1 pseudogene is annotated in these 700 nt (G+C 30.6%); it reads left to right on the forward strand.

The features are described from left to right. A pseudogene (locus RB298_RS00475) lies at positions 1-700 on the forward strand (hypothetical protein); the annotation flags it as partial.

Here is a 700-nt window from a genome sequence, read left to right on the forward strand (position 1 = left end):
ACACTACATTGATAATGAAGTTATAGGAAATCGTAAATTTAAAATTACCTCATTTAATAATCTAGAGTTATGCACTCTTAAGCAATATGCTGAAAAAGGTATTTTACCTTACATCAAAAATTATGCAGAGAGTGACCTAGAAATATTAGATGTTAATAACTATATGAAGTCAAGTGTGAAAAATTATCTCTCTATGAATGATCAAAACATGCAGCAGCACTTTGATTATTTTTCAGCTTATTTAGAGCAGTATTTAGTTCATATAAACAAAGCATTTAAAGAAGGTTTTTTTGTACTAGATCCTCAAGGACTAGAGCAAGAATTAGAAGAAGTTCTTTCTCGTGTTTCAACTTCTTCTTCCGTTGCTAAACATATTTATCAAAACATCAATATTATAGGTGCCGTAGATTATTTTGATACGAAAAAGGGAGAATCTAGAATACCTGACTCTAGAAAGCTAACTATCGTAAATCCTATCCGGTTAATAGCATATCTTAAGCGTTTTGAAACTCTTAACCAATTTGTTCAAAAATGGTGTGAATATGCTACTCAAGGTAACCTAGAAGTAGAAAAGCTAGAAGAGTACTTAGAATTTGCATACAGTAAAGTTAGTCATTTAGCACCAAGGTATTTTTCAGTATTAGAAGACGATACTTATTTAATCGAAAATGACGAATATTTTGGAGAAGGATCCTTTGTT

The sequence above is a fragment of the Priestia sp. BR_2 genome, from assembly GCF_041954005.1.
GTDB classification, from domain to species: domain Bacteria; phylum Bacillota; class Bacilli; order Paenibacillales; family Paenibacillaceae; genus Paenibacillus_AQ; species Paenibacillus_AQ lautus_A.